Genomic DNA, 26,449 nt, shown 5'->3' on the forward strand with positions numbered 1-26,449 from the left:
TGACATAAAGCCGATGGAGAATCCGGCGTGAAGCTTGCCCGCGCGCTGGGCTCCATCGGTGGCCTGACGCTGGCGAGCCGCGTACTCGCCCTGTTCCGTGACACGTTGCAGGCGACCTTTGTCGGGGCGGGTTTCGCGTCCGACGCTTTTCTGGTCGCGTTTCGCCTGCCCAACATGTTTCGCGCCTTTTTCGCCGAAGGTGCGTTTTCGGCGGCATTCATCCCCCTGTTCAACCGCCGGGTGGGCGAAGACGGCGATCTCGACCCGGCGCTCGATTTCGCCGAGCGGGCGCTGTCGATGCTCTTTCCCATCCTGGTGGCGTTCACCGCGCTGATGCTGATCGCCGCCTGGCCGGTCACCCGGGGGCTGTCGGGCGGGTTTCAGGACCCTACGCCGGAACAATTCGCCTTTGCCGTGATGCTGTCGCGGATCACCATTCCGTATCTCGCGATGATTTCGCTGGTGTCGCTGCTCGGCGGCATCCTCAATTCGATCGATCGTTTCTGGGTGAATGCCGCAGCGCCGATCCTGCTCAACATTGCAATGATCGGCGGGCTCTGGTTCTTCCACGGCGATGGTCCCTATGAGACCGCGCGGGTGCAGGCGATTTCAGTGACGGTGGGCGGCGCGTTGCAGCTCGCATGGCTGGTGATCGCCTGCCGCCAGTCGGGCGTCAAACTGCGCCTCAAAATTCCGCGCATCGACAAGGATATGCGCGAATTGTTCCGGCTGATTCTGCCCGCCGCGGCCGGATCGGGCGCGACGCAGATCAACCTGCTGATCTCGACCGCACTTGCCGGCGGCCTGCTCGATGCGGGGTCGATTTCCTACATCTATTATGCCGACCGGCTGAACCAGTTGCCGCTGGGCCTGATCGGTATCGGGCTCGGCACGATTCTGCTCCCGACGATTTCGCGCATGGTCGGATCGGGCCGCGATGCCGAAGCGAGCGAAACCCAGAATCGCGGGATCGAACTGGCACTGTTCCTGACCCTGCCAGCGACTGTCGCGTTCATCGTCGCTGCGCAGCCGATCATCGCCGGGCTATTCCAGCACGGCCAGTTCACCGCGCTCGATGCTGAGCGATCGAGCTGGGCGCTCGCCGCCTTTTCGCTTGGCCTGCCCTCTTATGTGCTGGTGAAGGTGCTGACGCCCGGCTTTTACGCGCGCGCCGACACCCGCACACCGATGCGCTATGCGACCGTCTCGGTGGGCGTGAATATCGTCGGCAATCTGGTGCTGATCCCGCTGATCGCGCATGTCGGCCCGCCGCTCGCCACTGCGATCGCCTCGACCGTCAACGTCGCCTTGCTCTACCGCATGCTGCACAAGCGCGGGCATCTGTCGCTCGACGACCGGCTGCGCCGCCGCCTGCCGCGGCTGGCATTCGCTGCGATCATCATGGGCGCGACGCTGTTCGCCATCGATCCGCTCGTCCAGCCTTATGTCACCGGGCACCTGTTTACCCGAGCAGTGGCACTCTCGGCACTGGTCGGCGGCGGCGTGGCGGTCTATGGCCTCGCCTGTATCGTCACCGGCGCCTATCGCATCAGCGACCTCACGGCGATGGTGCGTCGCAAACAGCCAGGCAAGTAGGAACTATCATGCGCGTCGTTTCCGGCATTCAGACCACCGGCAACCTTCATCTCGGCAATTATCTGGGTGCGATCAAACAATGGGTCGCGATGCAGGACGAGGTCGCGGCGAAGGGCGGCGATTGCCTGTTCTTCCTCGCAGATCTGCATGCGCTGACCGTCGCCAACGATCCGAAGGATCTGGCCGCGCACACGATCGAAATGGCAGCCACGCTGATCGCGGCGGGCATCGATCCGGCAAAGGCGGTGCTGTTCAATCAGGCGCGCGTTCCCGCCCATGCCGAGCTTTGCTGGATATTGCAGGGCACCGCGCGGATGGGCTGGCTCAACCGGATGACGCAGTGGAAGGACAAAGCGGGCAAGAATCGCGAAGGCGCGAGCGTCGGCCTGTTCACCTATCCGGTGCTGCAGGCCGCCGATGTGCTGGTCTATAAGGCAACGCATGTCCCGGTTGGTGAGGATCAGAAACAGCATCTCGAACTCGCCCGTGATATCGCGACCAAGTTCAACACCGATTTCGGCGTCGAGCTCTTCCCCCTCCCCGATCCGATGATTTCTGACGCAGCGCCGCGCATCATGAGCTTGCGCGACGGGTCGGCAAAAATGTCGAAGTCCGATCCGTCCGACATGTCGCGAGTCAATCTGATCGACGATGACGATCTGATCGCGCAGAAATTCCGCAAGGCGCGTACCGATGCTGAGCCGCTTCCGGACGATTTCAAGGCGCTGGCCGAGCGGGCCGAGGCGCGCAATCTGGTGACCATCTATGCCGCGCTCGCCGATCGCTCTCCGCAATCGGTGGTGGAGGAATTTGCCGGCCAGGGGTTCGGCGCGTTCAAACCCGCGCTTGCCGATCTCGCCATTTCGGTGCTCACGCCGATTCGCGCGCGGCTGATCGAACTGCGCGGTCAGCCCGATGCGGTGCAGGCGCATTTGCGCGAGGGCGCTGCGCGCGCAACGGCGCTTGCCGCGCCGACGCTTCGCGAAGCGCAAGAGGCGGTCGGGCTTCAGGTCTGAAGATTTCGGGGCGGCAGGGGCGACGCGCGCAACAAAGGCGCCGGCCGCCCCGCAGCGACGCTTCAGCTATTCCAGTCGGACAGTTTTTCGTCCGGACAAAGCGCATAATGGATACGCCCGGTCGAACCGATGCGGGTGTAGCGCGTCGCGCTATCCACCTTCACCGTCCATTGTTCCATTTGCTGCGAGCGGGAGGCCGGATCCGTGCAGGTCTGCGTCCCCGACCATATACTGTCCTCCCGGCTGAGCGGGACGAACGTGCAGTCGGCCGAGTTGCGGCTATCGAAGCCTTTCCCGTCGAACACTGCCACCACCGCCAGCGCGGGTGGACATTGCGGCGTTCCGTCCGCCCGCTCGACCTGCGCGTAGACGCCTTTTTTAAGCGCTATCTCGGAAAGCCTCGGGGCCGTTCCCGCGCTGCCTGCGTCCTCCGCAGCGTCTGATCGCTCCGCCTCGTTGCGCGGATCGGATGTCGCATTAAGCAAGACAGCGGACTGATTCGGAGCTTCGGCATTGCCTGAGGAAACTTCGCCCGACCCCCCGCATGCGCTGAGCAGGGCGAGAAACGGCAGGCCGACCGCGATACGATAGTTCATGTTCTAGACCTCATTCCGGTTGATCGCCCTCCCAACACCGCAAAGGCATGGCAGGTTCAATCGAATCGGGTCCGGATCAGCCCTCCAGCTCGCGGGTCAGCGACCGCACCGCATTATCGATCTCGGCATCCCTGGTGCGCAGATCCTCGATCCGGCGGACGGCATGGATCACGGTGGAATGATCGCGATTGCCGAACTTCCGTCCGATCTCAGGAAGCGAACGCGTGGTCAGCCGCTTGGCGAGATACATCGCGATCTGGCGCGGACGGGCGATCACAACGGCACGACGCGCCGACAGCAGGTCGATCGTCCGGACGTCGAAATGATTCGAAACCGCGCGCTGGATTTCGTCGATGGTGATTCGCTTGCGCGGCCCGGCAAGGACTTCGCCCAGCGTCTGCACCGCGAATTCCATCGTCACTTCTTCGCCGATCAGCTGCGCGTAAGCGACGATCCGGTTCAGCGCGCCCTCCAGCTCACGAACGCTGCTGGTGATTCGACTGGCGAGCAGTTCGAGAACATCTTCGGGCACCGGAACGCCGGAAGTCTCGAGCTTGCGGTCGAGAATGGCACGGCGCAGCTCGCGCTCGGGTGCCTTGATATCGGCGACCAGCCCGGACGAAAGGCGCCCGATCAGGCGATTATCGACGCCCTCCAGCGCCTGCGGGCAACGATCGGCGGCGATGACCAGCCGCTTGCCCGCATTCATGAACTCATTGACGGTGTGGAGGCACTCCTCCTGCGTCGAATCCTTGCCGCCGATAAACTGAAGATCGTCGATCATCAGCAGGTCGACGCCGCGAATCCGCTCCTTGAACGCAATCGTATCGCGCGCGCGCAGCGCTTGGACGAATTCGAACATGAACCGCTCGGCCGGCATGTAGATCGCGGTCGCATCGGGCTCTGCCGCCAGAAACGCCTGACCGATGGCGTGCATCAGGTGGGTCTTGCCCTGTCCGGTGCTGGAATGGAGGTAGAGCGGGCTGAAGCGCGGCGTGCCGGGTTCGGCCAGCGCGCGGGCGGCGTTGAAGGCCACGCGGTTGGACGGCGCGGTAACGAACGCATCGAAGCTGTAGCGCGAATCGAATCGCGGCCGCTGCACTTCGGCGCGGGGAGCCGACCGGACATCGCTCCGATTCGGAGCGGTCTCTGCTGCGATCTCTGTGGACAGGGCGGTAAGCTGACGCGCCTTGGCAGCGCGAATCGTTTCGACCGATACTGCACGGATCTGCGGCAGCAGCGAGCGGAACTCGAAGGTCAGCCGCTCGGCATAATGGTTGCGGACCCAGTTGGTCATGAACGCCGCGGGAAGACCGAGCCGAACCGTTTCGGCATCGCTTTCCTCGATCAGCTCCATCGGGCGCAGCCACTGGTCGAACAGGCGTTGCCCAGCCGAAGCGCGAAGATTCTTGCGTACCCGATCCCAGGCAGCGGCCTTTGCGCTCGATGGTAGGACAGTCTGTTCGGCCATCACGCGCAAAATCTCCCCCCGCCGGAAAATACATTTTCCCGGACGCCAGCATTCGAAAGTCAAAAAAGCCCCCGCAGCCGGAATCGACATCCGGCTGGCCCGCAAGGCTTCAGCTTGAACCCCGGCGGATATCATCGCGCCGGGAGGGACTGTGTAGAAAGGGATCGCCGAGTCGATCAAGTGGAGGAACCGTCACTGAACCGAAATATATAAGTTGACAGCCCGCCAGCGCAGCAAATGCGTCGGATTTCTTCGATTATCGTTATTTATCAGTGTTTTAGTCAGCGATTCCGAACCACGATCTCACTCGACTCGTGCTCCCTCCAAGGGGTTCCGAAAACGTTCCGAAAGGGCGCCGGACACACGAAAAAAACCCCGCCGGAAACCGGCGAGGTTACAATTCCATTTCAATGAAATGATGGTTCGGCGTCAGCCGAGCGCAGCGACCCGCTTGGTCAGGCGCGACAATTTGCGCGACGCGGTATTCTTGTGCAGCACACCCTTCGACACGCCGCGGGCCAGTTCAGGCTGCATGTCCTTCAGCGCTGCCGCAGCAGCTGCCTTGTCGCCCTGATCAAGCGCGTTTTCGACGCGCTTTACGAAGGTGCGGATGCGGCTAACCCGCGCACCATTGATGTCCGCGCGACGCGTGTTGCGCCGAATACGCTTCTTCGCCTGTGGCGTGTTCGCCATGTACGTCCTCGAATTCTGCTATAACGAAATGGACGCCGCACCGATGCGGGCGTCCGGGAAAGCGCGGCCATTAGCGGCTATGGCCGTTCCCGTCAACCGTTTAGCGCTGGCATTTCGCGCAGAAAAAGGTCGATCGCCCGCTGTCGACGCGCCGCTGAACCGTTGCGCCGCAAAGGCAGGCCTCGCCTTCACGGCCATAGACGCGCCATTGCTTGGAAAAATAGCCGAGCTCACCGTCAGGCCGCGCATAATCGCGCAACGTCGACCCGCCGGCAAGAATCGCAGCGGCCAGAACCTCGCGAATCGCTTCGACCAGCCGATCCAGCCGCGCTTTGCCGATTCGCCCCGCCGCACGGCCGGGCGCGATCCCCGCCATGTGCAGCGCTTCGCACACATAGATATTGCCCAGCCCCGCAACCACCCGCTGGTCGAGCAGCCGCGCCTTTACCGGCGCCGCCCGGCCCGCAAAGGCAGCGGCAAGATGATCGGCGGTAAACGCTTCACCTAGCGGTTCCGGCCCCATCGCAGCGAATGGTGGCCATTGGTCCACCGCCCCGGTCGCAACCAGATCGAGCGACCCGAACCGCCGCGGATCGTTGAGCGCGACGCTGCGCCCCGCTTCGGTTTCGATGACCAGATGGTCATGCGTGAGCAATTCCCCCGGATCGACTCGCCAGCGCCCCGACATGCCGAGATGAAAGATCATCGTGTCGCCGCGATCGGTGTCGATCAGCCCGTATTTCGCGCGCCGCCCCAGCCCGATCACCCGCGCGCCGGTCATCCGCTGCACCAGATCGACCGGAATCGGTCGGCGCAGATCGGGGCGGCGTGCGATGACCCGGGCCAGTCGCTGGCCTTCGAGCACGGGGGCGAGACCGCGAACGGTCGTTTCTACTTCGGGAAGTTCGGGCATGGTTTCAACAATTCAGCTAGGCAGGGTTTGCCCCGCCCACAAGGCTTGGCTAGAGCGAGCGCGACAAGATGTTTTCCGGAAAGCCCCCGTTATGAACGACACCGTATCCTTCGGCTATGAAGATGTCGCGCCCGGCGAAAAGACCCGCCGCGTCGGCGATGTCTTTCGCAATGTGGCCGCGCGCTACGATCTCATGAACGATGCCATGTCGGGCGGCATGCATCGGCTGTGGAAGGATCGATTCGTCCGCCGCGTCAAACCGCGCGAGGGCGAACAGATTCTCGATATGGCGGGCGGCACCGGCGACATCGCCTTTCGTCTGGCCGAAAGCGACGCTGCGATCACCGTCGCCGATATCAATCCGGCGATGCTGGAAGTGGGCATGGACCGGGCGGCAAAGCGCGGCATCGACGGGCTGGTCTGGACCGAGGCCAATGCCGAGACGCTGCAATTTCCCAACCGGTTTTTCGATGCCTATACGATCGCGTTCGGCATTCGCAACGTGACGGATATCCCAGCGGCGCTGAGCGAAGCGCATCGCGTGCTGAAACGTGGCGGGCGGTTCTACTGCCTCGAATTCTCAACCACGCTCTGGCCGGGATTCGCGGACGTCTATGACGTCTATTCGCACCGGCTGGTGCCGAAACTGGGTAAGCTGCTCGCCAATGACGAGGACAGCTATCGCTATCTGATCGAATCGATCCGCCGCTTTCCCGATATGGAAAGGTTCAGGGGCATGATCGCTGAGGCAGGCTTCGCACAGACCAAGGTCGAACCGATTCTCGGCGGACTGGTGGCGATCCATAGCGGCTGGAAGATCTGATCCGTTGCGCCTTTCCTTATCCCATCCCCCGGCTGCGCGCGTGGAGCGCTTCGCATGACCGCGCCCGTCGTCCATCTCTGGCGCCTGCTCAAATGGGGCCGCACGCTGGCCCGCCACGGTGCGCTGCAGGGCATTGAACGCGACAAGAACACCCCGCTTCCCGTCCGGCGCATGGCCCGGATCGCCCGGTTCGGCGCGCGGGTGCTGAAGACGCCGGCCTATGCCGATGCGTTTCAGGCGATCGGCCCCGCCGCGATCAAGCTCGGCCAGACGCTCGCCACCCGCCCCGATCTGGTCGGTGAGGAAGCAGCGCGCGACCTGCTGAGGCTGCAGGACGCACTCCCCCCCGTCCCCTTCGACACGATCTGCGAACAGATTCGCTCCAGCTTCGGGCGGCCGATCGAGGATATCTTCGCCTCGATCGAGGAAAAGCCGATCGGCGCTGCCTCGATCGCGCAGGTCCACCGGGCGGTTACGCCTGACGGCAAGCAGGTCGCGGTAAAGGTGCTTCGCCCCGGCGTTGAGGCCGAATTCGCCCGCGCGATCGACACCTATGAATGGGCGGCGGCACAGGTCGAGGCGATGGGCGGCGAAGCCGGGCGACTTCGCCCGCGCCTCGTCATCGAAAGTTTCAAGCGCTGGACCGCGCGCGAGCTCGATCTGCGGCGCGAAGCTGCTTCGGCGAGCGAGCTTGCCGACGGCATGCAGGCCGAACCTGATTTTCTGATCCCCGAAATCGACTGGCAGCGCACCACGGGCAAGGTGCTGACGCTCGAATGGATCGACGGTATCAAGATGTCGAACCTTGCCGCGCTCGACGAGGCCGGGCTCGACCGGACCGCGCTTGGGCAAAAGCTCGTCCGCGCCTTTCTGCGTCAGGCGATCGCCGAAGGTTTTTTTCACGCCGATATGCATCAGGGCAATCTGTTCGCATTGCCGGGCGAGCGGATCGCAGCGATCGATTTCGGAATCATGGGCCGGATCGACCGGCGCGCGCGGGTCTGGCTCGCCGAGATTCTCTACGGCCTGATTACCGGAAATTATCGCCGCGTCGCCGAAATTCATTTCGAGGCGGGCTATGTTCCGGCGCATCATAATGTCGCTGAATTTGCGACTGCGCTTCGCGCGGTGGGCGAACCGATGCGCGGGCTGCCGGTCAAGGAGATGTCGGTCGGAATGATGCTCGATTCGCTGTTCAACATTACCCGCGATTTCGACATGCAGACTCAGCCGCATCTCCTGCTCCTGCAAAAGACGATGGTGATGGTTGAGGGCGTGGCGACTGCGCTCGATCCCGATATCAACCTGTGGGAAACCGCAGCGCCGTTCGTCCGGGGCTGGATTCGCGATGAGCTCGGCCCCGAAGCGGCAGCGGCCGACCGGCTGGTCGAGGATGTGCGCACCCTCGCCCGCCTGCCCCAGCTGATCCGCAATATCGAAGCGCGCTACCCCAATCCGGGCGGCGCGCCCCCTGCCCCGCCGCTGCGCGATATTCAGGTGGTTCGAGTGGGGTCCGGCTGGGCCTATGCCGCGGTCGCGGTCTTCAGCGCGGTGGCGGGCGCGATTGCGACGCTGCTGATCGGCTGATGGCGCGTCCCGCCCCGCCTTTCTGGCTGACCGGGCCAAGCCGCTTCGCGACGCTTCCGCGCAGCAGGGCACGCTGGGCGCTGTTGCTGCTGATCGGGATGGTCGCCGCCGCGCTGACCGCGCTCGCCACGCCCGACCCTGCCGGGCCGCCCGATTCGCTGCCGCCGTCGGTGCGGCAAAACGAACTGTGGCTCTATGGCTCGATCGTCGATTCGATGCGCGCGGGCGGTGATTATTATTCGGTCGCGGAAAGCGCGCTGCGGGCGGGCGACTATCCGTTGCGGCCCTTTACCGCGTTTCGCCTGCCTACTCTCGCCGCGATGGAAGCGCTGCTGCCCTATCAGGCGATCATCGGCCTGCTCTGGGCGCTTGGCCTTACCGTGGCGCTGGTCTGGCACATCCGGCTGCGCAGCGCGCTCAGCAGCAGCGCCGCGCGGATCTGCGCAATCATCCTGCTTGCGGGCGGGATCGTCGCCTGCGTGCAGCCGGCGCTGATCCTGTTCCACGAAGTCTGGGCGGCGCTGCTGATCGCACTATCGATGGGCCTATGGCGGCCCGGACGCTGGTTCGATGCGGCGGCGGTCGGTCTGTGCGCTATGCTGATCCGCGAAACCGCCGCACTCTATGTGCTCGTCATGGCGGTGCTCGCATGGCGCGGCGGAGCCCGGCGTGAGCTGTTCGGATGGATCGGCACGCTCGCCATCTTTGCGATCATCCTCACCGTCCACGCCATCGCAGTTGCAAAGGTGACCGGCCCGCTCGATGCTGCCGCTACCGGCTGGTTCGCGATGAACGGCGTCGGCTTTTTCATCCGCGCGCTGACGCTGTCGACCGCGCTGCACTCGCTGCCCCTTGCGCTGGCGGCGATCCTGATCGCATTGTCGCTATATGGCTGGGCCGGCTGGGCCGATCCGCTGGGCCACCGGGTATTCGCTACGCTGCTCGCTTATGCCGCGATGATCGCGCTCTTCGTTCAGGCCGACAGTTTTTCCGCCGCACTGATGATCGCTCCCCTGTCGCTGATCGGGATAGCCTTTGCCCCCGATTCGGTGCGCGACACGGTGCGCGCCTGGCTCGACATACGGCGCGTGCGGGTGCAGAGGATCACGCGATGAAACGCATTCTGCTCATCGTCGGCGGGGGTATCGCTGCGTATAAGGCGTGCGAGATCATCCGTCTGGCGCGCAAGGCGGGGATCGGCGTTCGGTGCGTCCTGACCGATGGCGGCGCGCATTTCGTGACCCCGATGACGCTTGCCGCGCTTTCCGAAAATCCCGTCCATACCAGCCTGTGGGATCTGAAGGATGAGGCGGAGATGGGGCATATCCAGCTCAGCCGCGAGGCCGATCTGGTCGTCGTCGCTCCCGCCACCGCCGATCTCCTGGCGAAGATGGCGGGTGGTATCGCCGATGATCTGGCGACCACGCTGCTGCTCGCGACCGACAAGCCGGTGCTCGCCGCGCCGGCGATGAATGTCCGCATGTGGCAGCACGCGGCGACGCAGCGCAATGTCGCGACGCTTCGCGGCGACGGCGTCACGGTGATGGCACCGGACGAAGGCGCGATGGCGTGCGGCGAATATGGGCCGGGGCGGCTTCCCGAACCGCCGGCGATCCTCGCCGCGATCGAGCGCGCGCTGGACGGCGGCGATGATCGGGAGCGGCTTGCGGGCAGGCATATCCTCGTGACCGCCGGGCCGACGCACGAGCCGATCGATCCGGTGCGTTATATCGCGAACCGCTCTTCGGGGCGGCAGGGCTACGCGATCGCAGGCGCGCTGGCCCGGATGGGCGCGCGGGTGACGCTGGTTTCGGGGCCGGTTTCGCTGCCCGTACCGGCAGGCGTCGATCGGATCGAGGTCGAAACCGCGCGCGAAATGGCCAATGCGGTCGCCGCCGCACTTCCCGCCGATGTAGCGGTAATGGTCGCTGCAGTTGCCGACTGGCATGTCGAGGAGGCGGCGCACAAGATCAAGAAAGGCGATGGCGCGCCATCGCTTTCGCTCGTCGAAAATCCGGATATCCTGCAAATGCTCGGCAACAGCCCGAAACGTCCGAAGCTGCTGATCGGCTTCGCCGCCGAAACGCAGGAGGTCATTGCTCATGCCACCGAAAAACGGGCACGAAAGAACGCCGACTGGATTGTCGCCAACGATGTTTCGGGCGATGTAATGGGGGGAGATGCCAATAGCGTTCACATCGTTACTGAAACCGGCGTGGAGAGCTGGGATCGGCTCGACAAGCATGAGGTTGCGCGGCGGCTCGCGGAGAGGATCGCCGATGCGCTTTAGCCCTGGCCTGTTGCTCGCCGCTGCGCTGCTCGGCGGATGCGCGGTGCAGCGCATCGAACCGCCCGCAACCGGCCTTCAGACGCGGTTGTTCGGGGAAAGCAAGCGTGACGCCATCCGCACGCTGATCGTCGTGCTGCATGGCGATGCTCCCTCAGGGGAACGCGCCGATCCCTATGGGTTCGCCGAACGGGCGGTCGACGCGATTCCGCACAGCGCAGCGCTCGCCATCATTCGGCCCGGCTATGGTGACAGCGAGGGCAATCGCTCGGCGGGCGAGCGGGGTAAGGGCGTCGGGGACAATTATACACTCGACCAGCTGAAGCAGGTCGGCGATGCGATTCTGGCGGCCAAAGCACAGCTTCCGCAGGCGCGCGTGGTCGTGGTGGGCGATGGCGGCGGGGCGGCGATCGCTGCAGATCTTGCCGGAATTCGCCCGAAACTGATCGACGGCATCGTGCTTGTCTCCTGCCCCTGCACGCTGCCCGAATGGCGCAAATATATGAAGAAGCAGGCACCGCGGGGAGGATGGCAGACCGTATCATCGAGCCTCGACCCGCTGAAAACGGCGGGCGGCGTCCAGCCGGGGCTGCGCGCGGCAATGCTGGTCGGCGCGCAGGATAAGGTGACGCCCGACAAATTCTCGCGTCCTTATGCCGAAGCACTGGCGCTGCGGGGCATCGCCACCGACTATCGGATCGTGCCCCAGGCGGGGCGATTGACGCTGAACGATCCGCAGGTGCTGGAGGCGACGCAAAAGCTGGTTTCGTTGCTGCCGGAGAAGCAACGATGACCGACCCGATCGCGATTGCGGTAAAGCGCCTTGATAACGGCGCCGATCTTCCGCTCCCCGCTTATGCCAGCGACGGCGCGGCCGGAATGGACGTGGTGTCGGCCGACACGCTGACCCTTGCCCCGGGCGAGCGTGCAGCGGTCGCGACCGGTTTCGCGATGGCGATCCCGGCGGGATATGAGGTGCAGGTGCGCCCGCGCTCCGGCCTTGCGCTGAAACACGGCATAACCTGCCTTAATGCGCCCGGCACGATTGACTGCGATTATCGCGGCGAAGTGAAGGTCATACTGGCAAATCTCGGGAACGATCCCTTTGCGATTGCGCGCGGCGACCGTATCGCGCAGCTCGTTCCTGCGCCCGTGCTTCGCGCGACGCTCGACGAAGTCGATATGCTCGATGCGACCGCACGCGGCGCGGGCGGATTCGGGTCGACCGGCCGGTGAAGACGCTGTTCGCCATGCTTGCCGCGATGCTGGGCCAGCAAAGCGGGATGCTGGGGCTGACGCTGCCGATCGACTGGGATTCGATGACGCCGCTTCCCTATCAGCGCCAGCCGGTGGTGACGGCGCAGATGAGCCGGTTCGTGGCGAAGGAAATGGCGTTCAGCAAATGCCCCATGCCGCCGCAACAAAATGGCAGGCATATCGTCGCGCTCGACATCGCGGTGCTGCTGTCCGACGATGGCAGCGTTCGCGCGACCATTCCGCGCGCCATCAATTGCTCGGCCGTCGAACAATATGGCGCTGGTCTGGTATCCACCTTTGCGCGCAACAATCTGGACCCGCAAACCGGCGATCCCAGCGGCTGGTATCGCGCCACCGTCACGTTTGAATGGAAGTGACCGCGCTCAGCGACAGCCAGCTGGAACGCTATGCCCGGCACATCATCCTTCGCGAAATCGGGGGAGCCGGTCAGTCGAAATTGCTCCGGTCGCCTGTTGCGGTGATCGGCGCGGGCGGGATCGGTTCGCCCGCCATCGAATATCTCGCCGCCGCCGGAATCGGGCGCCTGACCATCATCGATGACGATCATGTCGATCTTTCCAATTTGCAACGCCAGACGCTGTTCGCAACTGCCGATCAGGGGCAGGCAAAGGTGGAGGTCGCCGCGCGGGAGGTGGCCCGCCGCAATCCCGACTGCGCGGTCACTCCGGTGCTTCGCCGGATCGACGCGGCAAATGCCCGCGACCTGCTGGACGGTGCCGATGTGGTGCTCGACGGGTGCGACAATTTCGAAACACGGCTGATCGTTGCTGACACCGCGCTGGCGCTGCGCATCCCACTGATATCAGCGGCGGTGGGCCAGTTCGAGGGGCAGGTCGGCACCTTTCGCGGCTGGGAGCCGGACAAGCCCTGTTATCGCTGCTTCGTCGGCAATGACCCGGACCGGCCCGATATCAGCTGCGCCGATCAGGGCGTGCTGGGCGCGCTCACCGGCATGATCGGCAGCATGGCCGCGATCGAGGCTATCCGGGCGATCGTTCCGTTCGGCGAGGACAGCGCGGGCAAAATCGTTCTCGCCGATACGCTCGCGCTTCGTTTCCGCACGCTGTCGCTGCCCAAGGACCCCGGATGCCCGGCATGCGCGGCCTGACCATCATGGTCGTCACTGCCGATCCCGAACGCTTTCGCGGCGCATTGACACTGGCATGCAGCCATGCGGCATTGGGCGCGCGCGTTCGCGTCTATTGCCATGAGCGCGCGGTTTCGCTGCTCCGCTCCGATTCCGGCCCCGCCGACCCGCCCGACCTTTTCGAACATGGCCTGCCGGACCGTTCTGCGCTCCTTGCGCTGGCAATAGAATCGGGCGTCGGGATCATCGCCTGTCAGACAGGGCTCGATCTGTGCGACGTTGCGATTGGCGATCTGGTGCCGGGGGTCGAGGCGGGGGGAGTGATGGGGGTGGTCGCTACGCTGGGCGAGGATCGGCTCGTCACGATTTAAATAGCGCCGCTCGCGTTTCGGGATGGGGTGCAGCGCACAATGTGATAGAGGCGCGTTTCGTTTTTCCGGCAGGACCCGCAATGCTCGATACTTTCGCCGTGCAATATCATCAGGTGATCAACGATATCGTCGCGCTTTGCCCCGCCCCGGACAAATTCGCGCACACTTATGCCGGTCTTATCATCTGGCTGCTTTCGGGCATTTTTATGCGTAGGCCGCTCTGGTCCTTCCTGACGCTGGTGCCGCCGGTCGTGCTGGAGGTCGCGAACGAATATATGGATCGAATCGTCAGCGGTTCGTGGAACTGGCCGGACACCAGGGGTGATGCGGCAGCGACCTGGTTCTGGCCGCTGATCCTTGTCCTTGCCATGCGCTATATGCCCTGGCTCCGCGGCGGTTCGCGTTCGCGACGCTAAGTCCGCCGACCGGCGCTTAGCCTTCTTTTAAGATCGTTCGCTTATGGAAAGCGCATGACCAAGCCGACGATATTGGTGATTTTCGGCACCCGGCCAGAAGCGATCAAGCTTTTCCCCGTGATCCATGCGCTGCGCGAAACCGGCAGGGTTCGCGTTCGCACCTGTGTCACCGCACAGCATCGCGGCCTGCTCGATCAGGTGCTCGCCATCGCCGGTATCACGCCTGATATCGACCTCGACCTGATGCAGCCGGGGCAGACGCTTGATCAGCTGAGCGCGCGCCTGCTGACCGGTCTGGGGGGCGTCATGGGTGCAGAGCGCCCCGACCGGGTGGTGGTACAGGGCGATACCGCGACCGCCATGATCGGCGCGCTCGTCGCTTATTATCGCAAGATTCCGGTATCGCATGTCGAGGCCGGACTGCGTTCGGGCGATATGCACCATCCCTGGCCCGAAGAGGGCAATCGCCGGATGATCGCACCGCTTGCCGATCAGCATTTCGCCCCGACCGAAACCGCGGCGCACGCGCTTCGCAGCGAGAATGTTCCGGCCGAACAGGTGCATGTCACCGGCAATACGGTGATCGACGCACTGCTCGCCACGCGCGATCGCCTCAACCGCGAACCCGATCTTGCGGCAGTCGCGCCGGCGCTGTGCGAGCGGCTGGGGAATCGGAACATCATTCTCGTCACCACGCATCGGCGCGAGAATTTCGGACCGGGCATCGCCAGTATAGCCGACGCGCTGGGCCGGATCGCGGCGCGCGACGATGTCGGCATCCTGTTTCCCGTCCATCCCAATCCCAACGTCGTGTCGGCGATGGACCGGATGCTGGGCGATCGGCCCAATATCCTTCGCTGCGAGCCGCTCGATTATCCCAATTTCATCGCCGCGCTCGACCGCGCGCATATCGTACTGACCGATTCGGGCGGCGTGCAGGAAGAGGCTCCCGCGCTGGGCAAGCCGGTACTGGTGATGCGCGAAACCACGGAGCGACCCGAGGGCGTGGCGGCAGGCACGGCACGGCTGGTGGGGACCGACGCGCCGCGCATCGTTTCCGAACTATCGAGGCTGCTTGATGAAAAGGCGGCATATCAGGCCATGGCGCGTGCGCATAATCCCTTTGGCGACGGCAGGGCGGCACAACGGATTGCAGGATTGATCACGGATGGAATCGATGGCTGAGCCCGATGTGGTGGTGATGGGGCTGGGCTATATCGGCCTGCCTACCGCGGCGATCATCGCGCGATCTGGGGCAAAGGTGCTCGGCATCGATGTTGATCCCGATATCGTCGAAACGATCAACTCGGGGCGGGTGCATATCGAGGAGATCGATCTCGACGGGCTGGTTTCCGGCGTCGTTGCGCGCGGCAATCTGCGCGCATCGACCAGCCCTGCCCCCGCCGATATCTTCGTCATCGCCGTCCCTACCCCTGCCCGCACCGATCATTCGCCCGACATCAGCTATGTGCTTCAGGCCGCCGCCAGTGTCGCCGCTGTGGTGAAAGCGGGCGATATCGTCATCCTCGAATCGACCTCCCCGGTGGGCACCACGGCCGAGGTAGCGGCTTTGTTCGCACGCGAGCGTCCCGACCTCAAAATTCCCGGCCACTGCGCGGGAACGCCCGATATCGCGATCGCGTATTGCCCCGAACGCGTGCTTCCCGGCCGCATCCTGGTCGAGCTGATCGACAATGACCGGGTGATCGGCGGGGTGACCCCCCGCTGCGCGCGAAAGGCGCTGCAATTTTACCGCCGCTTCGTGCGGGGCGAGTGCGTGACGACCAGCGCCGCCGCTGCCGAAATGACGAAGCTCACCGAGAACGCTTTTCGCGACGTTAATATCGCCTTTGCCAATGAATTGTCGCGCGTCGCCGATTCGCTCGGCGTCGATGTGTGGGAAGTGATCCGCCTCGCCAACCGCCATCCTCGGGTGAACATCCTGTCCCCCGGTCCCGGCGTGGGGGGCCATTGCATCGCGGTGGACCCCTGGTTCCTCGTCCATTCGGCGCGGGAGGAAACCCCGCTGATCCGCACCGCGCGCGAAGTGAACGATGCAAAGGTGGATTATACGATCGAGCGTGCAACGGCGCTGATCGATTCGATGCCCGGCGTTCCGGTCGCCTGTCTCGGCCTCGCCTTCAAGGCAAATATCGATGATTTTCGCGAAAGCCCCGCGCTGAAGGTCGCCGCGACGCTGGCCCAGCGATTTGGCGAGCGCATCCATATCGTCGAACCTTATACGAAGACGCTTCCCGCCGCCTTTGCAGGCTGCGGGGCGCAACTGAGCGATGTCGACGCAGCGATCGAAATCTGTCCGGTCTTCATCGTTCTGGTCGATCATGAAGTCTTTCGCTCGATCCCGCTTGCCGAGCGCCGGAATAAGCATGTGCTCGATACGCGGGGAATCTGGCCCGATCAGCCGGCCGTCCCCGCCTGAACCATCGGATCAGCGACCGGCTGATATGGTGCATTGCAGCAGCGGCGATTAAGGTGCATGGTCGTCGCGCAATTGCAACGCTTTCTCACGATAATTCAGCGTGTGCCGGCCCTGCGGTTGCATGACATGCGGGTGACGCATAGATAAGCGAGCCGTCGCGATGATCTGTCCGAATACCATGGATGGCCTGAAACCGATATTGACCGCCCGACCGGTCGCCTTGTGCCGCGCGATGAGCCGTCCGGCCCGAATTTGATCCTAAACCGCTAGGTTAGCCCGAATGAACCCGTTGCGTAGCGTCATCAGCATCCTGCCGAAAAAAAACAAACGCCCGCAAACCGTGCGCCGTATCGCCGATGATGAGCGTATCTATGCCATCGGCGATATTCACGGCCGGTTCGACCTGATGCTGCAGCTGCTGGACAAAATCGAAGACGACGATATTTCGCGGCCCTTACTTCCCCGAACGCTGATCTTTCTGGGCGACCTGATCGATCGCGGCCCGGATTCGGCGAAAATCATCGAACATCTGATCACGCTCAGGAAAAACCGGCCCAATACGCGGTTCCTGATGGGCAATCATGAAGAGATCATGCTGCTCGCGCTGGAGGGCAAGCGGGAGGCGCTGAAGCTGTTTTCGCGGATCGGCGGCGATGAAACCATGCTGAGCTATGGCGTGTCCGAGGCGGATATCATGGCCTCCGACTATGATGAATATGGCGAATTGCTGCGCTCGTGCGTTCCGGCGCACCATCGCGAATTCATCGAAAGTTTCGAAGATATGGTGGTGTCGGGCGACTATGCGTTCGTCCATGCTGGCATATCCCCCTCCTGCCCGCTCGAGGAGCAGAAGCCGAGCGACCTGCGCTGGATTCGCGGACAGTTTCTCAACCATCGCGGGCCGTTCGAAAAAGTGATCGTCCACGGCCATACGATCAGCGAGGATATCGACCGCACGCCGCATCGCATCGGTATCGATACCGGAGCTTTCGCCTCGGGCAAACTCACTGCCATCGGGCTGGAGGGCGAGGAAAGCTGGTTTTTGCAGGCGATCGCCGAAGCGTGATCGCCTGAACTTCGGGCGGCGCCCGATCGGCTATTCCAGCGGCGTATCGCGCGTCTTCAGCAGATCGGGGATCACCGGATTGCCGGTTGCGGCCCTGGCGCGTTCGGCCTCCGCATCGAGCAGTTCCGCACGCTTGCGCCAGCCCATATGCGTGCCGTCCGACAGGAAACCGGCATCGATCTTCCGACCCGCATTGCGCCAGAATCGTCCCGCCGCCATCGGATCATATCCTGCATTCAGCAACAAATAGACGCTCAGCCGGTCCGCCTCCGCCTCGGTACGCCGGATCAGCCGCCGGTTCTTGCCGAACATGGCGAGCAGCCCGCGATCGACCCCGGCATCGGTCAGCCGCTGGGGGTGGCGCAGGATCAGATGCGAATATTCATGCGCGATCACCGCCGCCAGTTCGGCATCGGCGGGAACGATGTTGAACAAACCGCTGGAAATCTGCACCACATCCCCGTCGGTGCTCGCCACCCGATCGGCAGAGACCATCAGTTCGACGCGGCCGGAACAGGTCTTTAGCGGACTAATGGTAATCCGTTTGCGCTCGCCCCCGCGCAGCACCGTCAGTTCGATCGGGCCGCGTGTTCCGGCTTCGACCAGCGCCCGCTGGGCAGCAGCCACCGCTTCCGGCCCCCGAACATCGGGCAAAGGCCTGCCGCCGATCGCGACAATGCTGTCATTCGGTCGCAGCCCGGCGCGGTCGGCCGGTCCGTCAGGTGCCACCACCTCCACCGAAAGCTCGCTTTCGAAGCTGAAATAGCGCTGAGCGGCTTCGGCGAAATCGCCATCATAGCTCGATCGCGCCTGAAGCAATGCCCCGATCGCCGGTACCGCGCCTTCGCATAAGGCCGCATTACGCGACCCGAGGCGCCAGAATATGCCGAACAGCCGCGTGTCAGCGGCGCGAAGCTGCTGCAGTTGCGCGATTTCGGCATCCTGCGACGGCGCCGCCGCAAAAGCCACGGCCGGAACCGTCGGAAAGGCGAGCAACAGGGCCGGCAGGATACCCCTCAGCCAGACGCGCCTCTTCTTCTGCCCGCCATCCGCGTCAGTCCGCGCTGCCAATGTCAAACCGATCCGATTCTCTACACCATCCGTCGGACAAATGCCGGTTAGTCGGTGCAATATTTTTGAATTAGTCCTTTTTTCCAAAGGAGTTACCTTAATATCCGACGCATTCGCTGGGGGTTGTGTTTGCATTGCGGCAACTTTATAAGCCATTTCGAGAACTGGTTGGAATAGGGAGTGTAATATGCAGCTTATCAAAACTATCGCTACGGTTGGCGCCGCTGCAAGCATGGCTTGCTCGACGGTTGCTTTCGCGGCTGCCCCCGCAGCGCAGTCGGTTTCGGCGACCAAGGCTCCGGTGAGCTCGGTTCGCACCGGCACCAAAGCTAAGGGCAAGAGCGAACTGGCTGGCAGCTCGGCAATTGTCGTCGGCGTTCTCGCCGTTGCGGCTGTCGGCGCAGGCATCGTTGCCGTCGCTTCGGACGACGACGATACGCCGGACAGCAACTGAGCTATTTCAGCCAGTATGAATAGAGAAGGCGGCAGGGTTTCCTGCCGCCTTTTTTATTGCCTCGGTCCGGCAATGCGCCGGAGCGAGCGCTATTGACCAATGCCGTCTGTCCCTGACGCATCTCCTGATGCCGTAGTTCCGGCGGAGGCCGGCAAGGCATTGCGTGGCTTTGAAATTCTTCAACGGCAGCACGAAGTGCATCATCGCGGGCATCGCGCATCATCGCGCGCATCGCGCCGCGCGCTGCTCATGAATGTCAGTCCGGCCATCGGCGAATTCACCCGCTCCGGATGGCTTCCCTATCCCCCGGCTCAGCGAAGCAACCTGTTCGCCCGGCGTTGGCGTCGATTATTCTCTGTGACCAATCCGGATATCGGGCGTCGACACCATGTAGTCGGGGGCCAATCCGGTGACCACGATCCTGAAGATGCGCGTGCCGGGCATTCGCTATCTGCGGATGCCGATATTCTGCTGAGCGGCGTTCAGCAGCCATAGGCTGATCGTCGCTTCATCTCCAATCCTTACCGCCATGCTCGCAATGCTGATTCTCGATGAGAGTTGCGAGCTGGTCGGATTCGCCTGCTGCTGCAAAGATACGATTCATTTCTACAAGCGTATCGGTCATGACCAGCGACTCTTACAACAAAAAGCAACCTGCTGATGCCGCGCTCCGTCACAGGTGGTTTCCGGCGAGGAAGCGTAAATTCGTCCCGCCCTCATGCCCTGCCATCAGAGCCTGTTACACCGTTAGCCCGGAACGATACCGCTTCCCGGCTCTGCTTATCCTGCGTTTTGTCCCGCCGTCAGCGCCAGCAGCGCGAACGTCGCCAGCCAGTGCGTCCCCATATAATCGTCGTCGATATGCGGCAGGCTCGCCTGCAAATGCCGTTCGGCTGCGGCACGGGCGAGGGCTGCGACGGGGTGATCGTCGCCCGCTATTGCTGCAATCTCGCGCCAGCACCAGGCGCGGCTGAGATTGAGACCATCAAGATGGGCGATCTTGCCGTCGCTGCGATCGGAAACGATTGCCGGAAGGAACAGCGTTTCCGGCCGCCCCTCCCCCACCTTCGGCAGGAAATCGGTAAACCATCGGGCGAAGGCGGGGCGATCGAGCACGCGGCTCATCAGCAGCGCTTCACAGAGCGCCGGCGACAGGAATTCGTCACCGCCCGGCTCCCACGCCTGACATGCGCGGTCGTCACCGAACCATTCGTGCGCGCGCTCGGTGATCAGCCGGGCCAGCGCTGCGTCATGCTCACGAGCCCAGTCATGCGCAAGGATCAGGGAAAAGGCAGTATTGGCGTGCGTGCCGGTGCGGATAGGGTAAGTCAGCTTGGGCAGGAACGCCCGGAACCGCTCGGCAAAGGCCGCGGCGAGCGGTGCCAGCGCCTCGCCCCAGCTGTTCGCATGGCGCGCCGCCTCGCCATGCAAGGCGAGCGCCCAGGCCCAGCCATAGGTCCGTTCGAACCCGCCGGCGCCGGGGCGATCGAGATAGGCGCATTCCTCCGCGATCAGCGCCGGCGTCAACATCAGGTCGGCGCGCGCGCGGATGGTCGGCGCTTCGTCGAGATCGGGATAGAGCCGCGCCAGCGTCAGCACCTGCCACCAGCCGTGCACGCAACTGTGCCAGTCGAAACTGCCGTAGAACACCGGGTGCAGCACCCGCGGCGGCAGCGCATCGGTATCGCCGTTGAGCACATGATCGAGCTTGTTCGGATATTCCTGACCGAGATGGCCCAGCGTCAGGCCGGCGAAACGGGAGGCGGTGTCGGCGTCGAGGCGGGTCATGGCATCACCAGATAAAGCAGCACGATATTGAAGAAGAGCAGCGGGATGGCGGTCGGCACCTGAGCGCGGATCACACCGTAGCGATCCTTTAGCTCGAGCAAGGCCGCGGGCACGAGGTTGAAATTCGCCGCCATCGGCGTGACGAGCGTGCCGCAGAACCCGGCCAGCATGCCGATCGCCGCGATCCGCGCCGGATCGCCGTGATACGTCTGGATCAGCAGCGGCAGCCCGATTGCGGCGAGCATTACCGGGAAGGCGGCGAAAGCATTGCCCATGACGATGGTAAACGCCGCCATGCCGATGCAATACACGGCGACCGCGCCGAACACGCTGCCCGCCGGAATGACATGGCCGATCAGTCTGCCGACAACATCACCCATACCGGCGAGCGCAAAAACCGCACCGAGACTGGCGAGCAACTGCGGCAGGATCGCGGCCCAGCCGATATGGTCCATCAGCCGCGCACCCTCGCTGAACGGCGCAGCCGGCGGAACGCGCAGCCAGACGTAGCAGACGCCCAGCGCGAGGATCACACCGAATGTGAGCGAAACCAGCGTCACCTGCCGGGGATCGACAAGGCCGGGCAGGCGCGCCAGCAACAACGTCCCGGCAAGCGCCGTCACCGGAATGATCAGCGCGGGCACGAACAGCCATGCGCCTCGTGCTTCGACCGAATCGGCTTTATCGTCGCGCGGCCGCCTCCGGCCCAGCGTCGCTACTGCGACGATCGCCAGCACCAGCACGCCGTTGCCGATGTCGCCGAGTCGGTCGCCCAGAAGGAAGCTTACCGCGATCAGCGCATAGAATAGCGCATTGCCGGAACGGCGCGGCACCTGAACGATGCTGAGCACCGCGAAGGCGCCGAATGTCAGCCCGGCAACGGCATAGAGGAATCCGAGGCCGATCATCCGCCGCGCTGCCGCTTCAGCCGCCGGTCGGCGAGCAGCAGGCGGGTACCATGGATCAGCGTTGCTGCAATCGCCGTCGGAATCGCCCAGACCGACAGCGACAGCGGCGGCAGATCGATGCCATAGCCTTGCAGCGCGCCCTTCATCAGCAGGATCGATCCGATCGCGATGAAGATGTCTTCACCGAAAAACAGGCCGATATTGTCGGTTGCCGCCGCCAGCGCCTTGACTCGCTCCGGATCGCTCTCGCCGGGCGCCTGCACCTCGTCTGCCGCTTCAGCCATCGGTGCGATCAGGGGGCGCACGCTCTGCGCCGGCCCGGCGATCGATGTCAGACCAAGCGCCGCAGTGAGCTGGCGGAACAGCAGATAGGCGAGGAGCAGACGCCCCATCGTCGCACCGCGTATGCGACCGATGAGATCGCGCGCGCGCGCCTGCAGGCCGTGGCGCTCCAGAATGCCGATCACCGGAAGGACGATGTAGATGATCGTTATATATCGGTTGTCGTTAAACGCCTTGCCGAACGCCGCCAGAATCGTGACCGGATCGAGCCCCGCCGCAAGGCCGGTGACGATCGCGGACGCAATGACCACCAGCAACGGATTGAAGCGCAGCAGGAAGCCGGCGGTAATCACCGCGATACCGGCCAGTTCCAGCATCAGTCGGCGCGCCCATAGCCACCGCCGCCGGGCGTTTCGATCACCAGCACATCGCCCGGTGCCATTACGCCGACGCCGGTGCCGGCCAGCGGCTCGACCCGGCCGTCGGCGCACTCGATCCGGTTGAGACCGGGCGCACCGGCGCCGCCGCCATGAAGGCCGAACGGCGGCACCCTCCGGCGGTTCGACAGGATCGCCGCATGCATGGCTGCGCGAAAACGCAGCCGGCGCACCGTACCGTCACCGCCGCGATGCTGCCCCGCACCGCCCGACCCGCGGCGGATGGCGAAACTATCGACCAGCACCGGAAAGCGCGTTTCGAGCACCTCCGGGTCGGTCAGGCGGCTGTTCGTCATATGGGTCTGGATCGCATCACATCCGTCAAAGTCAGCGCCGGCCCCTGCCCCGCCGCAAATCGTCTCATAATATTGATATTTGCTGTCATCGCCGAAGGTGAGGTTGTTCATCGTTCCCTGCGAAGCAGCCAGCACACCCAGTGCGCCGAACAGTACATCGGTGACGACCTGACTGGTCTCGACATTGCCCGCGACCACAGCAGCCGGATATTGCGGGTTGAGCATTGATCCTTCCGGCACGACAATATCGACCGGGCGCAGAAAGCCGTCGTTGAGCGGGATCGGCAGATCGACCAGCGTGCGCAGGACGTATAGCACGGCGGCGCGCACCACCGCGCGCGGCGCGTTGAAATTGTTCGGTAGCTGGTCGCTGGTGCCGGTAAAATCGACCACAGCCTTGCGTGCCGTGCGATCGAGACGGACCGAGACGCGAACCCGGGCGCCATTGTCGAGCTCATAATCGAAATCGCCCTCGGCAAGGGTACCGATCAATGTCTCCACGGCACCGGCGGCATGGTCCTGCAGATGCGCCATATAGGCCTGTACGACCTCGGCACCGTGGCTCTCCGCCAGCGCGACAAGGCCATCGGCGCCGCGCCGGCACGCAGCGACCTGCGCGGAAAGGTCGGCGATGTTTTGCGCGATGCTTCGGGCCGGATACTCGCCGGACGCCAGCAATGCGCGGATCTCGGCATCGCAGAACCGCCCTTCGTCGACGATCAGCACATTGTCGAAGATGATGCCCTCCTCAACGATCGTGGTGCTGTCGGGCGGCATCGATCCGGGCGTCATCCCGCCGATATCGGCATGGTGCCCGCGTGCTGCGGTGAAGAAGCTCGGCTCCGCTGCATCGCCCACGAAAACCGGCATGATGACGGTGATGTCGGGCAGGTGCGTGCCGCCTTCATAGGGATTGTTGAGCGCATAAACGTCGCCACGCCGGATGCCGCGTCCGTCGGCACCGTCGCCGCGCCGGGCGATGATCGTGCGGATGCTGTCCCCCATCGAGCCGAGATGCACCGGGATGTGCGGCGCATTGGCGATCAGATTGCCCCCGGCATCGAACAGCGCGCAGGAGAAATCGAGCCGCTCGCGGATATTGACCGATGCGGCGCTACGCTGAAGCGCGGCCCCCATTTCCTCGGCAAGACCCATGAACAGACCGGCGAACAGCTCCAGCCGGACCGGATCGACACTGCTGTCGGCGCTGCCGTCAGCAGCGGGGCGTGCGACGGGCAAGTGCCGCGTCAGGATCAGGCTGCCATGTGGATCGACCGTGGCGCTCCAGCCCGGCTCGACCACGGTGGTCGCGCTGGGGTCTACGATGACTGCCGGGCCCGGGATCGTCGTATCCGCCGCCAGCGCGGTGCGGTCGAACAGCGGCGCCTGATGGGTTTTTCCGCCGGAAAACAGCGCGATCTCCGCAAGCGCCGGTGCACTGCGCGCGGGCAATTCGGTGACCGCCGATGGGGCCGCTACGGCACCCGAAATCGCCTCGACGCGCAACAGGTCGACGACCAGATCATCGTCGACGACGAATCCGAACTGACGGCGGAACGCCGCGTCGAATGCAGCCTTCATCGCCTCAGGCGTGTCGAGCCGAACGGCAATACCGAAATCGGCCCGGGCATGGCGCAGTTGCGCGCTCGCCTCGATGCTGATCGTGTCGTCCCCGACCCCCTGTTCGCGCAGCGCCGCGCGTGCTTCCGCCTCGAGCGCCGCCGTTGCCTCAGCGCGGGCCGCGTCGTCGCCGAGCGGCAGCGACACCGTGCGCTCGCGCATCACCCTGCGCTTCGCGAGGCCCATGCCATAGGCCGACAGCACGCCCGCCAGCGGGTGGATCATCACCCGCCGGATACCGAGCGCGTCGGCGACCAGACATGCATGCTGTCCGCCCGCACCGCCGAAACTGGTCAGCACATAATCGGCCGGATCATGGCCACGCGCGACCGAGATCGACTTGATCGCCTTCGCCATGTTGGCGACGGCAATGGCGATCAGCCCTTCGGCGAGCGCCTGCCCGTCGAGCCGCTGCCCCGTCTCCGCCTCAACGCGCGCGGCGAGTTCAGACAGACGCGCTTCGGACCCAGCGCGATCGAGCGGCTGATCGCCGTCGGGGCCGAAAACATGCGGGAAATGCTCGGGCTGAATCTTGCCCAGCACAAGGTTGCAGTCGGTCACGGTCAGCGGGCCGCCCTGACGATAGCAGGCAGGCCCCGGCACGGCCCCTGCCGATTGCGGCCCGACAACGAGCCGCCCCAGACTGAGATTGCATACCGATCCGCCACCGGCTGCCACGGTATCGATCCGCAGCATCGGCGTGGCCACGCGGACACCGCCGAGCACCGCATCGTGACGCCGCTCATATTCGCCCGCATAGAGCGAAACGTCGGTCGACGTGCCGCCCATGTCGAAACCGATGACCCGATCAAATCCTGCCTGTTCGGCAGTGGTCGCCATGCCGACGATACCGCCTGCGGGACCGGACAAGAGAGCATCCTTGCCCGAAAAGCTGCGGCCGTCGGTGAGGCCGCCGTTTGATTGCATGAAGAGCGGGTGCTGCCCTTCCCCCAGCGCTTTTTCCAGCCCGACGACATAGCGGCCAAGCACCGGCGACAGGCTGGCGTCAACCACGCTGGTATCGCCGCGCGCGACGAGCTTGATCAGCGGCGAAACCTGATGGCTGACCGACACCTGCGTGAAACCGACTTCCCGGGCAATATCGGCCAGCGCCGCTTCATGCGCGGGATAGCGGAAACCGTGCATCAGGACGATCGCGATCGCGCGCAGCCCGCGATCATAAGCGGCGGCGAGCGATTCCCTCACGGCGCGGGCGTCGGGCGCCTGAACCACCTCTCCCCCGGCGGTCACACGCTCGTCGATTTCGACGACATCGGTATAGAGCGGCGCGGGCCGTTCTACGGCAAGCGCGAAGATGTCGGGGCGATCCTGATAGCCGATCCGCAGCGCATCCCCGAAGCCGCGCGTGATCGCCAGCAGCGTCGGCTCACCGTTGCGCTCGAGCAGGGCGTTGGTGGCGACGGTGGTGCCGATGCGAATATCGGCGGGCGGCAAATCACCGCTCGCCACGCCCGTCAGCTGTCGGATCGCAGCCACAGCCGCATCGTCATAATGCCCGGGATTTTCGGAAAGCAGCTTGGCGGTTTCGATCCGCCCGTCAGGTCGTCGCGCAACGACATCAGTGAAGGTGCCGCCGCGATCGATCCAGAAATGCCAATGGGTCATAGCACAGCGTTCTGCCACCATGCGCCCCGCCGCGCCACCCGGTCAAACGCCTCATGGACAATCGCATGGCCCGACGCGAGCCGTATTCGAGGTGAAGGCGCACCGGTGCCACCCCGATAACGCCGCGATCCGGCCCAATTAAGCGAAAACTGGCTGGGGCGACAGGACCGTCACGCCGATGCTTTAACGATCTATGTCCGCATTTTAACGGCAGATTACCTGAGGCTCATTAATCAGGATAGCCATGCACTTGTCGCATGGAAAGACACCAAGCCAAAAATTCTAGCGCGACCGACGCCTATTTCAGATCAACCCGGTTTATTTTTC

At 64.1% G+C, this 26,449-nt stretch carries 25 protein-coding genes; 16 read left to right on the plus strand and 9 right to left on the minus strand.

The window, feature by feature from the left end:
* The first annotated feature begins 27 nt into the window (after nucleotides 1–27).
* Both murJ and trpS read left to right on the plus strand, forming a co-directional pair.
* Nucleotides 28–1,596: a murein biosynthesis integral membrane protein MurJ gene (gene murJ / locus EV664_RS16815; RefSeq protein WP_133496882.1), complete on the plus strand. Its 1,569-nt coding sequence runs from the start codon at nucleotides 28–30 to the stop codon at nucleotides 1,594–1,596.
* Between the two features lie 8 nt (nucleotides 1,597–1,604).
* Nucleotides 1,605–2,612, plus strand: a complete 1,008-nt coding sequence (gene trpS / locus EV664_RS16820; protein ID WP_133496883.1) for a tryptophan--tRNA ligase — start codon at nucleotides 1,605–1,607, stop codon at nucleotides 2,610–2,612.
* Nucleotides 2,613–2,674: 62 nt separating this feature from the next.
* Here the strand turns inward: trpS and EV664_RS16825 are convergent, their stop codons facing one another.
* From EV664_RS16825 to mutM, 4 genes are all read right to left on the minus strand, one after another.
* On the minus strand, nucleotides 2,675–3,208 hold the full coding sequence (locus EV664_RS16825; protein WP_133496884.1) for a hypothetical protein: 534 nt from the start codon (nucleotides 3,206–3,208) through the stop codon (nucleotides 2,675–2,677).
* Between the two features lie 76 nt (nucleotides 3,209–3,284).
* Nucleotides 3,285–4,679: a chromosomal replication initiator protein DnaA gene (dnaA, locus tag EV664_RS16830; RefSeq protein WP_133496885.1), complete on the minus strand. Its 1,395-nt coding sequence runs from the start codon at nucleotides 4,677–4,679 to the stop codon at nucleotides 3,285–3,287.
* A 429-nt stretch (nucleotides 4,680–5,108) separates the two neighbouring features.
* A complete protein-coding gene (gene rpsT, locus EV664_RS16835) occupies nucleotides 5,109–5,372 on the minus strand; it encodes a 30S ribosomal protein S20 (protein ID WP_133496886.1) in 264 nt (87 codons plus the stop codon).
* Nucleotides 5,373–5,472: 100 nt separating this feature from the next.
* Complete coding sequence (mutM, locus tag EV664_RS16840; RefSeq protein ID WP_133496887.1) at nucleotides 5,473–6,285, minus strand: bifunctional DNA-formamidopyrimidine glycosylase/DNA-(apurinic or apyrimidinic site) lyase; 813 nt, start codon at nucleotides 6,283–6,285, stop codon at nucleotides 5,473–5,475.
* Nucleotides 6,286–6,376: 91 nt separating this feature from the next.
* Between mutM and EV664_RS16845 the strand changes: the two genes are divergently transcribed.
* The 13 genes from EV664_RS16845 (at nucleotide 6,377) to EV664_RS16905 (ending at nucleotide 17,640) form a co-directional block, all read left to right on the plus strand.
* Nucleotides 6,377–7,108 carry a class I SAM-dependent methyltransferase gene (locus tag EV664_RS16845; protein WP_133496888.1) on the plus strand — a complete coding sequence of 244 codons (732 nt, stop codon included), beginning with the start codon at nucleotides 6,377–6,379 and terminating at the stop codon, nucleotides 7,106–7,108.
* Between the two features lie 54 nt (nucleotides 7,109–7,162).
* Nucleotides 7,163–8,695: a 2-polyprenylphenol 6-hydroxylase gene (ubiB, locus tag EV664_RS16850; RefSeq protein ID WP_133496889.1), complete on the plus strand. Its 1,533-nt coding sequence runs from the start codon at nucleotides 7,163–7,165 to the stop codon at nucleotides 8,693–8,695.
* Nucleotides 8,695–9,810 (plus strand): hypothetical protein, encoded by a 1,116-nt coding sequence (locus EV664_RS16855; protein WP_133496890.1) that lies wholly within the window; start codon nucleotides 8,695–8,697, stop codon nucleotides 9,808–9,810. The genes ubiB and EV664_RS16855 overlap by 1 nt, the downstream gene beginning before the upstream one ends.
* A complete protein-coding gene (gene coaBC, locus EV664_RS16860; protein WP_133496891.1) occupies nucleotides 9,807–10,985 on the plus strand; it encodes a bifunctional phosphopantothenoylcysteine decarboxylase/phosphopantothenate--cysteine ligase CoaBC in 1,179 nt (392 codons plus the stop codon). Before EV664_RS16855 ends, coaBC begins: the two co-directional genes overlap by 4 nt.
* Nucleotides 10,975–11,775 carry a hypothetical protein gene (locus EV664_RS16865; protein ID WP_229668328.1) on the plus strand — a complete coding sequence of 267 codons (801 nt, stop codon included), beginning with the start codon at nucleotides 10,975–10,977 and terminating at the stop codon, nucleotides 11,773–11,775. Before coaBC ends, EV664_RS16865 begins: the two co-directional genes overlap by 11 nt.
* Entirely contained in the window at nucleotides 11,772–12,218 is a 447-nt protein-coding gene (gene dut, locus EV664_RS16870; protein ID WP_133496892.1) for a dUTP diphosphatase, read from the plus strand. Before EV664_RS16865 ends, dut begins: the two co-directional genes overlap by 4 nt.
* A complete protein-coding gene (locus EV664_RS16875) occupies nucleotides 12,215–12,616 on the plus strand; it encodes a hypothetical protein (RefSeq protein ID WP_229668329.1) in 402 nt (133 codons plus the stop codon). The genes dut and EV664_RS16875 overlap by 4 nt, the downstream gene beginning before the upstream one ends.
* Nucleotides 12,613–13,368 (plus strand): HesA/MoeB/ThiF family protein, encoded by a 756-nt coding sequence (locus tag EV664_RS16880; protein WP_229668330.1) that lies wholly within the window; start codon nucleotides 12,613–12,615, stop codon nucleotides 13,366–13,368. The genes EV664_RS16875 and EV664_RS16880 overlap by 4 nt, the downstream gene beginning before the upstream one ends.
* Nucleotides 13,356–13,718, plus strand: a complete 363-nt coding sequence (locus EV664_RS16885; RefSeq protein WP_133496894.1) for a peroxiredoxin — start codon at nucleotides 13,356–13,358, stop codon at nucleotides 13,716–13,718. Before EV664_RS16880 ends, EV664_RS16885 begins: the two co-directional genes overlap by 13 nt.
* An 80-nt stretch (nucleotides 13,719–13,798) precedes the next feature.
* Nucleotides 13,799–14,134 carry a hypothetical protein gene (locus EV664_RS16890; RefSeq protein ID WP_133496895.1) on the plus strand — a complete coding sequence of 112 codons (336 nt, stop codon included), beginning with the start codon at nucleotides 13,799–13,801 and terminating at the stop codon, nucleotides 14,132–14,134.
* Nucleotides 14,135–14,188: 54 nt separating this feature from the next.
* Nucleotides 14,189–15,319, plus strand: a complete 1,131-nt coding sequence (gene wecB, locus EV664_RS16895) for a non-hydrolyzing UDP-N-acetylglucosamine 2-epimerase (protein WP_133496896.1) — start codon at nucleotides 14,189–14,191, stop codon at nucleotides 15,317–15,319.
* The gene (gene wecC / locus EV664_RS16900) at nucleotides 15,303–16,574 is read left to right on the plus strand and encodes a UDP-N-acetyl-D-mannosamine dehydrogenase (RefSeq protein WP_133496897.1); all 1,272 of its coding nucleotides are present in this window, start codon (nucleotides 15,303–15,305) and stop codon (nucleotides 16,572–16,574) included. The genes wecB and wecC overlap by 17 nt, the downstream gene beginning before the upstream one ends.
* Nucleotides 16,575–16,854: 280 nt before the next feature.
* On the plus strand, nucleotides 16,855–17,640 hold the full coding sequence (locus EV664_RS16905; RefSeq protein ID WP_133496898.1) for a metallophosphoesterase family protein: 786 nt from the start codon (nucleotides 16,855–16,857) through the stop codon (nucleotides 17,638–17,640).
* Nucleotides 17,641–17,670: 30 nt separating this feature from the next.
* Here the strand turns inward: EV664_RS16905 and EV664_RS16910 are convergent, their stop codons facing one another.
* Nucleotides 17,671–18,711, minus strand: coding sequence for a M48 family metallopeptidase (locus tag EV664_RS16910; RefSeq protein WP_162848893.1), 1,041 nt, complete (start codon nucleotides 18,709–18,711; stop codon nucleotides 17,671–17,673).
* A 187-nt stretch (nucleotides 18,712–18,898) separates the two neighbouring features.
* Between EV664_RS16910 and EV664_RS16915 the strand changes: the two genes are divergently transcribed.
* Nucleotides 18,899–19,165 (plus strand): hypothetical protein, encoded by a 267-nt coding sequence (locus EV664_RS16915; RefSeq protein ID WP_229668331.1) that lies wholly within the window; start codon nucleotides 18,899–18,901, stop codon nucleotides 19,163–19,165.
* Nucleotides 19,166–19,945: 780 nt separating this feature from the next.
* On the opposite strand, the gene EV664_RS16920 is transcribed toward EV664_RS16915, so the two are convergent.
* The 4 genes from EV664_RS16920 to EV664_RS16935 are packed head-to-tail and all read right to left on the minus strand — an operon-like array spanning nucleotide 19,946 to nucleotide 26,122.
* Entirely contained in the window at nucleotides 19,946–20,953 is a 1,008-nt protein-coding gene (locus EV664_RS16920; protein ID WP_133496901.1) for a DUF2891 domain-containing protein, read from the minus strand.
* Nucleotides 20,950–21,861 carry a DUF979 domain-containing protein gene (locus EV664_RS16925; protein ID WP_133496902.1) on the minus strand — a complete coding sequence of 304 codons (912 nt, stop codon included), beginning with the start codon at nucleotides 21,859–21,861 and terminating at the stop codon, nucleotides 20,950–20,952. The genes EV664_RS16920 and EV664_RS16925 overlap by 4 nt, the downstream gene beginning before the upstream one ends.
* Nucleotides 21,858–22,520: a DUF969 domain-containing protein gene (locus EV664_RS16930; protein WP_133496903.1), complete on the minus strand. Its 663-nt coding sequence runs from the start codon at nucleotides 22,518–22,520 to the stop codon at nucleotides 21,858–21,860. Before EV664_RS16930 ends, EV664_RS16925 begins: the two co-directional genes overlap by 4 nt.
* Nucleotides 22,520–26,122, minus strand: coding sequence for a hydantoinase B/oxoprolinase family protein (locus EV664_RS16935; protein WP_133496904.1), 3,603 nt, complete (start codon nucleotides 26,120–26,122; stop codon nucleotides 22,520–22,522). Before EV664_RS16935 ends, EV664_RS16930 begins: the two co-directional genes overlap by 1 nt.
* Between the last annotated feature and the right edge of the window lie 327 nt (nucleotides 26,123–26,449).

Source organism: Stakelama pacifica (genome assembly GCF_004361835.1).
Taxonomy (GTDB): domain Bacteria; phylum Pseudomonadota; class Alphaproteobacteria; order Sphingomonadales; family Sphingomonadaceae; genus Sphingomonas; species Sphingomonas pacifica.

Coding starts and splice junctions, on each gene's coding strand:
- trpS (WP_133496883.1), top strand. CDS start 1,605: ATGCGCGTCGTTTCCGGCATTCAGACCACCGGCAACCTTCATCTCGGC.
- EV664_RS16825 (WP_133496884.1), bottom strand. CDS start 3,208: ATGAACTATCGTATCGCGGTCGGCCTGCCGTTTCTCGCCCTGCTCAGC.
- dnaA (WP_133496885.1), bottom strand. CDS start 4,679: ATGGCCGAACAGACTGTCCTACCATCGAGCGCAAAGGCCGCTGCCTGG.
- rpsT (WP_133496886.1), bottom strand. CDS start 5,372: ATGGCGAACACGCCACAGGCGAAGAAGCGTATTCGGCGCAACACGCGT.
- mutM (WP_133496887.1), bottom strand. CDS start 6,285: ATGCCCGAACTTCCCGAAGTAGAAACGACCGTTCGCGGTCTCGCCCCC.
- EV664_RS16845 (WP_133496888.1), top strand. CDS start 6,377: ATGAACGACACCGTATCCTTCGGCTATGAAGATGTCGCGCCCGGCGAA.
- ubiB (WP_133496889.1), top strand. CDS start 7,163: ATGACCGCGCCCGTCGTCCATCTCTGGCGCCTGCTCAAATGGGGCCGC.
- EV664_RS16855 (WP_133496890.1), top strand. CDS start 8,695: ATGGCGCGTCCCGCCCCGCCTTTCTGGCTGACCGGGCCAAGCCGCTTC.
- coaBC (WP_133496891.1), top strand. CDS start 9,807: ATGAAACGCATTCTGCTCATCGTCGGCGGGGGTATCGCTGCGTATAAG.
- EV664_RS16865 (WP_229668328.1), top strand. CDS start 10,975: ATGCGCTTTAGCCCTGGCCTGTTGCTCGCCGCTGCGCTGCTCGGCGGA.
- dut (WP_133496892.1), top strand. CDS start 11,772: ATGACCGACCCGATCGCGATTGCGGTAAAGCGCCTTGATAACGGCGCC.
- EV664_RS16885 (WP_133496894.1), top strand. CDS start 13,356: ATGCGCGGCCTGACCATCATGGTCGTCACTGCCGATCCCGAACGCTTT.
- EV664_RS16890 (WP_133496895.1), top strand. CDS start 13,799: ATGCTCGATACTTTCGCCGTGCAATATCATCAGGTGATCAACGATATC.
- wecB (WP_133496896.1), top strand. CDS start 14,189: ATGACCAAGCCGACGATATTGGTGATTTTCGGCACCCGGCCAGAAGCG.
- wecC (WP_133496897.1), top strand. CDS start 15,303: ATGGAATCGATGGCTGAGCCCGATGTGGTGGTGATGGGGCTGGGCTAT.
- EV664_RS16905 (WP_133496898.1), top strand. CDS start 16,855: ATGAACCCGTTGCGTAGCGTCATCAGCATCCTGCCGAAAAAAAACAAA.
- EV664_RS16915 (WP_229668331.1), top strand. CDS start 18,899: ATGCAGCTTATCAAAACTATCGCTACGGTTGGCGCCGCTGCAAGCATG.
- EV664_RS16920 (WP_133496901.1), bottom strand. CDS start 20,953: ATGACCCGCCTCGACGCCGACACCGCCTCCCGTTTCGCCGGCCTGACG.
- EV664_RS16925 (WP_133496902.1), bottom strand. CDS start 21,861: ATGATCGGCCTCGGATTCCTCTATGCCGTTGCCGGGCTGACATTCGGC.
- EV664_RS16930 (WP_133496903.1), bottom strand. CDS start 22,520: ATGCTGGAACTGGCCGGTATCGCGGTGATTACCGCCGGCTTCCTGCTG.
- EV664_RS16935 (WP_133496904.1), bottom strand. CDS start 26,122: ATGACCCATTGGCATTTCTGGATCGATCGCGGCGGCACCTTCACTGAT.